A 214-nucleotide genomic window follows, 5' to 3' on the forward strand; every position below is an offset into this window, starting at 1 on the left:
CCCTCACGCTCCAGCGTCTGCACTGCGTCGTGGAAGCGGACGGCCTCGCGGACGTGGCGGACCCAGTACTCGGGGGTGCTCTGCTCGTCGGCGACCTTGCCGGTGAGCGTCGACCCGATCGGGAGCCGGGGGGCGTCGAAGGTCAGACCCTCAGCCACCGCGCGGAACTCCGCCAGCATCGGCTCCATCAGCGGCGAGTGGAACGCGTGGCTGA

Annotated in this window: 1 protein-coding gene; it reads right to left on the reverse strand. The window is 71.0% G+C overall.

Annotated features, from left to right (window positions below; genetic code table 11):
- Positions 1 to 188, reverse strand: a 188-nt coding sequence (locus UK12_RS36125) for a hypothetical protein (RefSeq protein ID WP_197085454.1), incomplete at its 3' end; no start/stop codon positions are given.
- Between the last annotated feature and the right edge of the window lie 26 nt (positions 189 to 214).

The sequence above is a fragment of the Saccharothrix sp. ST-888 genome (genome assembly GCF_000955975.1).
Lineage (GTDB): Bacteria > Actinomycetota > Actinomycetes > Streptomycetales > Streptomycetaceae > Kitasatospora.